Origin of the sequence: Aneurinibacillus sp. UBA3580 (assembly GCF_002375825.1) — a bacterium.
Taxonomy (GTDB): Bacteria; Bacillota; Bacilli; order Aneurinibacillales; family Aneurinibacillaceae; genus Aneurinibacillus; species Aneurinibacillus danicus.
Genome location: NZ_DFMZ01000125.1, coordinates 1 through 5,290, shown reverse-complemented (window position 1 = coordinate 5,290; position 5,290 = coordinate 1). Strand labels below are relative to the sequence as shown.

Genomic DNA, 5,290 nt, shown 5'->3' with positions numbered 1-5,290 from the left:
GGAAAAAGGCGAACGTCTTTTTCTTCACCTGAACCTTTTTCCCTTCTGCCCCTCCTTCTTTCCTCATGATTTTCACAGCAAAAAACCTCTCGCCCGGTAAGGGGCGAGAGGTCGCGGTACCACCCTTGTTCGAAAGCAGGCAAACTCCTGCTTCCATCTTACAGCCTGATAACGGAAAAATTCCGTGTCCCCCTACTTTTGCGTTCAGGGGCCGGCTCAGGAGTGAATTCGGTGAACGAACTGTCTCGAAGATGCTTTCAGTCACGGCATCTCCTCCCTGGGAGCGTCCCTTTCACGTACTTGTCTCCGTCTGTGCCTTTGTCAATATAGCGCTATGTAAATCAGGTCATTTGATGATAGATTATATAGCATACAAAGAAAATGCGCAAGTGTGCAAAAATTACACTTGCGTATTTTTTCCTACCTTTGCAGTGAATTATGGCATATACTAACAATAGGACATTTTTACCTGTGTTATTAATACTGCTAAAGGAGAAACGCATGAGCCGATTAGACACCATTCTGTATGACAAGAAGTTCACCTGTACTCACTGCGGATACAAGTTCACCAGCAAAAAAACACGGCTGCGCCGCAGCCATCCGTATAAGCGTGACCCTGATTTCTGCGAGCATTACGAAGACCATGCCGAAAATCCGATTCTGTATCATGTCGTTGTGTGTCCGCAGTGCGGATATTCCTTCAATGACCAATTCCGCAAAGAAGTACCTCCACAGCTGGAGCAGCTTATCGAAGAGAAAATCACGGCAAACTGGACAAAAAAGGACTATACCGGCATCCGCAGCATCCCGGAAGCCATAGCCACTTATAAACTGGCAATCTTCGCGGCCAATATCAGACGGGAACCCCACTGCGTACTGGCCGGTCTGTGCCTGCGTCTCGCCTGGTTATACCGATACCAAAAGAAAAAAGAACACGAAAAACGCTTTTTGGAACTGGCACTCAAAGAATATGAGGCTTCCTATGAACAAGGAGATTATATGCGCGCTGGCATGTCGGAAATTAAGCTTACCTATCTTATCGGCGAGCTGCACCGCCAGCTCGGAGATTATAATAAAGCACTGCGCTTTTTCTCTAAAGTTATCGAGCATCCGCTTAAAGCCAATGAACCTCAGATGGTGCGTGCCGCTCGCGATCAATGGCAAAACATGCGCGAGGACATGAAACGGCAGCGGGAAGAAGCCGAAAAGAAAGATATCGAAAAAAAATAGGGCAGTGTACCTATCTCATACGCTGCCTTACTGCCTCATACATCATAATGGAACCCGCAATCGCTGCATTCAGAGATTCGGCGCGTCCGTGAATTGGAATAATAACATTCTGGTCGGTAAGCGCCAATACTTCATCGGAAATGCCGCTTCCTTCATTTCCGATAACCAATGCCGTCGCGCCTGTATAAGAAACATCCGTATATGGTCTGGATTCCTGCAGGCTTGTTCCGATAATACGCAACTGGGGCTGCTGCTGCTTCGACCGTCTGATGAATTCAGGTATATTTTCCTGCCAGATCGGCAGATGGAACAGCGAGCCCATTGTGGAGCGAAGGGTTTTACTATTGTATAAGTCCGCACTGCCATCTCCGATAACGACTCCGTCGAAGCCGGCCGCATCCGCCGTACGAATCAGCGTTCCGACATTGCCCGGGTCCTGCAGTCGATCAAGCACGAGCAGCAGGCAGTCCTCCGGCAATGCTTCAGGACGTCTCTCCCCCTTTTCCGCTACAGCCAGCATACCTTGAGGCGTTTTAGTTTCCGCTATCTTTTCCAGCACAGGCCGGCTCACCTGAATCAAGTCAGTGCTTCCGTGCGCCCGCAGGTATGTGTTCAACCATTCCGGCACGTTCGCTTCTTCTTCCAGCAACACCGCTTCCAGTATAATGCCTGCCCGGCATGCTTCCTCCACAATATGCGGACCTTCCAGCAGGAAACGTCCTGTCTTCTCCCGCTCTTTGCGGGTGTGCAGCTTTGCCCACCCTTTTACGCGCGGATTCTGCACCGAGATAATCGTTTCCATCCGTATACTCCTTACTCATCTATTCTGTCTGTCAAGATTCTTCCTCGAATTTCTTCAAATCGTCATTATGTCCGATTACGATAAGAATATCCCCTTCATGAATTGTATCCGAAGGATTCGGGGCAATATTGAATGAATTGCCGCTCTTAATCGCCATAACGTTAACGCCGAAGCGGGCCCGAACGTCCAGCTCCATAAGATTCTTGCCATCCATAGCCTCAGATGCCGCTACCTCGGCGATACTGTATTCTTCCGCCAGTTCAACGAAGTCAAGCACGTTTGGCGAGACCAGGTTATGGGCGACGCGCAGACCCATGTCGCGTTCCGGAAATACGACGCGGTCAGCACCCACCTTGTAGAGCACTTGTCCATGCCGTTCATTCTGCGCTTTGGCTACAATCATCTTTACGCCCATCTCTTTTAGAATAAGCGTTGTTAGAATACTGGCCTGAATATCCGCACCAATCGCCACGACTACAACATCGAAATTTCGGATACCCACTTCGCGGAGCGCCTGTTCATCCGTCGAGTCCGCCTGTACCGCATGCGTGGCAATATTGATATGATCCTGGATACGTTCCTCGTTTTCGTCAAGAACCATGACATCGTATCCCATATTATAAAGCGCCTGCGCCACACTGGCGCCGAAACGGCCCATACCGATGACCGCATAAGATTGACCTGCCATGCATTTCCACCCCTTTACAAATCCGCTTTTTATTATACCACTCTCTTTCTAGTCTTTTCGATAGGGATGAAAATAAATCATTCCGGTGAAACTATGGTACGAAGCCATTTGGTTATTAGGTGAAGGAGCGTGGAGCAAATGAACATTTCCAACCTTGATTTGCGTGCGGCGATCATGCAAAACATGCAGGGTTCATCTAAAGAAGATGTACGCCATACAATTGTGGACGCTATCACCAGCGGTGAGGAAAAAACGCTGCCCGGCCTGGGCGTTCTGTTCGAATTGCTGTGGCGGGAAGCTAACGATCAAGAGAAAAACAAAATGGTCGATTGTATCTACAATCAAGTTCAATGAGGTAGAAGCAGAGCGGAATAGTAAAAACTCCCGGATAAATGAACTCCGGGAGTTTTCATTTGTTTCTTTATTAATATTCGCCGCGCTTAATTTTGGCGACAGTGTCTTCGTCGAGCTTTTTAATCGTTTCAGTGATAAGTTTAACTGCATTGTCAATATCGTCACGATGCAGGATGGCAGCGTGGCTATGGATGTAGCGGGTGGCGATGCCGATAACGATGGACGGTACGCCTTTGCCGTTCAAATGCATACGCCCTGCATCGGTGCCGCCGCGCGCCATTACGTCATACTGGAACGGAATATTATGCTCTTCCGCCGTCTCCACCACCAGTTTGCGCAGGCCGGGATGGCCAATCATGGACGCATCATACAGCAGAATCTGCGGTCCCTCCCCGATTTTGGACATGGCATCCCCTTCCTTGACGCCCGGAGTATCGCCGGCAATTCCCACATCTACGGCGAACGCAATATCCGGATCGATCGCGAACACGGATGTTTGTGCACCGCGCAGGCCCACTTCCTCCTGTACCGTACCCACGCCGTAAACGGTATTCGGATGATCAACGCCTTTTAGTTCCTGCAGTGTCTGAATAGCCATGGCGATACCGACACGGTTATCCCAGGCCTTCGCCATCATGATTTTCGGATTGGTCATGATCGTGAACGGACAAATCGGCACAACCGTATCGCCCGGGCGTACTCCGTATTCTTCGGCCTGCTCCTTGCTGGAAGCTCCGATATCAATGAACATATCCTTTATATCAACCGGCTTCTTGCGTGCTTCAGGCGACAGGATATGCGGAGGTACGGAGCCGATAACCCCTTCGATGACTCCGTTTCGTGTCTGCACGGCGACGCGCTGCGCCAGCATCACCTGTTCCCACCAACCGCCAAGCGGCTGGAATTTCAGAAATCCTTTGTCCGTAATCATGGTTACCATAAAGCCCACTTCATCCAGGTGGCCGGCCACCATAATCTTCGGTCCCTTGTTCCCTTTGCGCGCCAGCAAGCTTCCCAGATTGTCGGTCGTCACCTCGTCGGCGTACGGCTCTATGTACTTGCGCATAACTTCGCGCACCTGGCGCTCATGACCCGGAACACCGGGGGTTTCGGTCAGCTCTTTGTACATCTGCAATGTCTTATCTTCCATAATGATTCCTCCCGTGTTGTTCTATACAGAATATAGAATGCCAAGCTTTACCTTTCCTATCCATATTATCGCATACTTTATACACATACTAAAACAAAAAGGAGGGCTTGAAGTGGCAAAACGTGTCATTCTTAACCTTTTATATAAAGCGGTTATGTTTCCAGGCGTTCTTTATTTACTGTCGATGCTCTTTCCCCGACAGCTTACATTCGGAAGTGTGAATCACTGGCTTGATGTAAGCCTGCTACTGATAATCATCGGCCTGCTTGCCGATGAAGCGGTACTCGGCATGTACGGGATTTACCTCGCCACGCTTCAGGGAGCGCTCGCTATTGTCGCTATCGTCTACATGTCCGGTTGGCTGTTCCCCGAAAGTCAGATTACGCTGCCCGGCGGCATCCTAGCGGGTACTGCTTTAGGAATGGTAGAATTTATCATGCATCGTTATATTCGTGCGAACCAGAAAAAACATAAACTGCATTCTCCTTAATAGGCTCACAAAACACATAATTGACAATTCCCTTTTCCTAGACAAGCTTTATAAAATATTTCTACAAAACATGAATAATTTACAAGTATTCGTGATAGTTATGAAATATACACAACGATTATCTCACATCTCCTGAGTAAGGACCGTCTCTGGCCAAACCAAAAGGAAAAGAGGGATTTGCATGAACACTCTGTTGCGAATTGCACTCGCTTTGGTGATTATTGGCGCGATTAACTGGGGACTTATAGGCTTCTTTCAATTTGACTTAATCGCCGCGATTTTCGGCGGTCAGAACGCATTGCTCTCCCGCATTGTCTATGCACTGATCGGTTTGAGCGGCCTGTATACCATTACATTGTTCTGTGCACCTAAAAAAGCGCGGACATAAGCGAATCTTAAGAAAAGAGAATAGTTTTGTAATGAGAAAAACTCGCGGGCGTTGCCGCTCGTCCTTTTTCCTCAAAGAAGCCAAACAGCCGCTTTTTGTCGCTACGGTCGGACCGGCAAAACATCCGGGTTGTTCAGGGATGGAGACAGTTGCCGGTCTTTCTCGCCCTCCGCGTCACACGCTCCACA

The 5,290-nt window shown here is 49.0% G+C and carries 7 protein-coding genes and 1 other annotated feature; of the genes, 4 read left to right on the top strand and 3 right to left on the bottom strand.

Going from position 1 to position 5,290, the window contains the following annotated elements; genetic code table 11:
- Nucleotides 1-96: 96 nt before the first annotated feature.
- Nucleotides 97-322, bottom strand: a binding site (T-box leader).
- Between the two features lie 179 nt (nt 323-501).
- Nucleotides 502-1,230, top strand: coding sequence for a DUF2225 domain-containing protein (locus B2899_RS16980; RefSeq protein ID WP_286887304.1), 729 nt, complete (start codon nt 502-504; stop codon nt 1,228-1,230).
- Between the two features lie 10 nt (nt 1,231-1,240).
- On the opposite strand, the gene B2899_RS16975 is transcribed toward B2899_RS16980, so the two are convergent.
- Nucleotides 1,241-2,032: a TrmH family RNA methyltransferase gene (locus tag B2899_RS16975; protein WP_146810579.1), complete on the bottom strand. Its 792-nt coding sequence runs from the start codon at nt 2,030-2,032 to the stop codon at nt 1,241-1,243.
- Between the two features lie 31 nt (nt 2,033-2,063).
- Nucleotides 2,064-2,720 (bottom strand): potassium channel family protein, encoded by a 657-nt coding sequence (locus tag B2899_RS16970; RefSeq protein WP_146810577.1) that lies wholly within the window; start codon nt 2,718-2,720, stop codon nt 2,064-2,066.
- A gap of 138 nt (nt 2,721-2,858) precedes the next feature.
- On the opposite strand from B2899_RS16970, the gene sspI reads away from it, so the two are divergent.
- Nucleotides 2,859-3,074 (top strand): small acid-soluble spore protein SspI, encoded by a 216-nt coding sequence (gene sspI, locus B2899_RS16965; protein ID WP_146810575.1) that lies wholly within the window; start codon nt 2,859-2,861, stop codon nt 3,072-3,074.
- Between the two features lie 70 nt (nt 3,075-3,144).
- Here the strand turns inward: sspI and B2899_RS16960 are convergent, their stop codons facing one another.
- Entirely contained in the window at nt 3,145-4,224 is a 1,080-nt protein-coding gene (locus tag B2899_RS16960; protein WP_371863560.1) for a M42 family metallopeptidase, read from the bottom strand.
- Nucleotides 4,225-4,336: 112 nt separating this feature from the next.
- Here B2899_RS16960 and B2899_RS16955 point away from each other — a divergent pair, with 112 nt between their 5' ends.
- Both B2899_RS16955 and B2899_RS16950 read left to right on the top strand, forming a co-directional pair.
- On the top strand, nt 4,337-4,714 hold the full coding sequence (locus tag B2899_RS16955) for a DUF2512 family protein (RefSeq protein WP_170230276.1): 378 nt from the start codon (nt 4,337-4,339) through the stop codon (nt 4,712-4,714).
- 181 nt (nt 4,715-4,895) lie between these two features.
- The gene (locus B2899_RS16950) at nt 4,896-5,102 is read left to right on the top strand and encodes a DUF378 domain-containing protein (RefSeq protein WP_146810567.1); all 207 of its coding nucleotides are present in this window, start codon (nt 4,896-4,898) and stop codon (nt 5,100-5,102) included.
- Nucleotides 5,103-5,290: the final 188 nt, after the last annotated feature.

Bases quoted from the DNA above. Each gene is read 5' to 3' on its own strand.
- B2899_RS16970 (WP_146810577.1), bottom strand. From the start codon at position 2,720: ATGGCAGGTCAATCTTATGCGGTCATCGGTATGGGCCGTTTCGGCGCC.
- B2899_RS16960 (WP_371863560.1), bottom strand. From the start codon at position 4,224: ATGGAAGATAAGACATTGCAGATGTACAAAGAGCTGACCGAAACCCCC.
- B2899_RS16980 (WP_286887304.1), top strand. From the start codon at position 502: ATGAGCCGATTAGACACCATTCTGTATGACAAGAAGTTCACCTGTACT.
- sspI (WP_146810575.1), top strand. From the start codon at position 2,859: ATGAACATTTCCAACCTTGATTTGCGTGCGGCGATCATGCAAAACATG.
- B2899_RS16950 (WP_146810567.1), top strand. From the start codon at position 4,896: ATGAACACTCTGTTGCGAATTGCACTCGCTTTGGTGATTATTGGCGCG.
- B2899_RS16975 (WP_146810579.1), bottom strand. From the start codon at position 2,032: ATGGAAACGATTATCTCGGTGCAGAATCCGCGCGTAAAAGGGTGGGCA.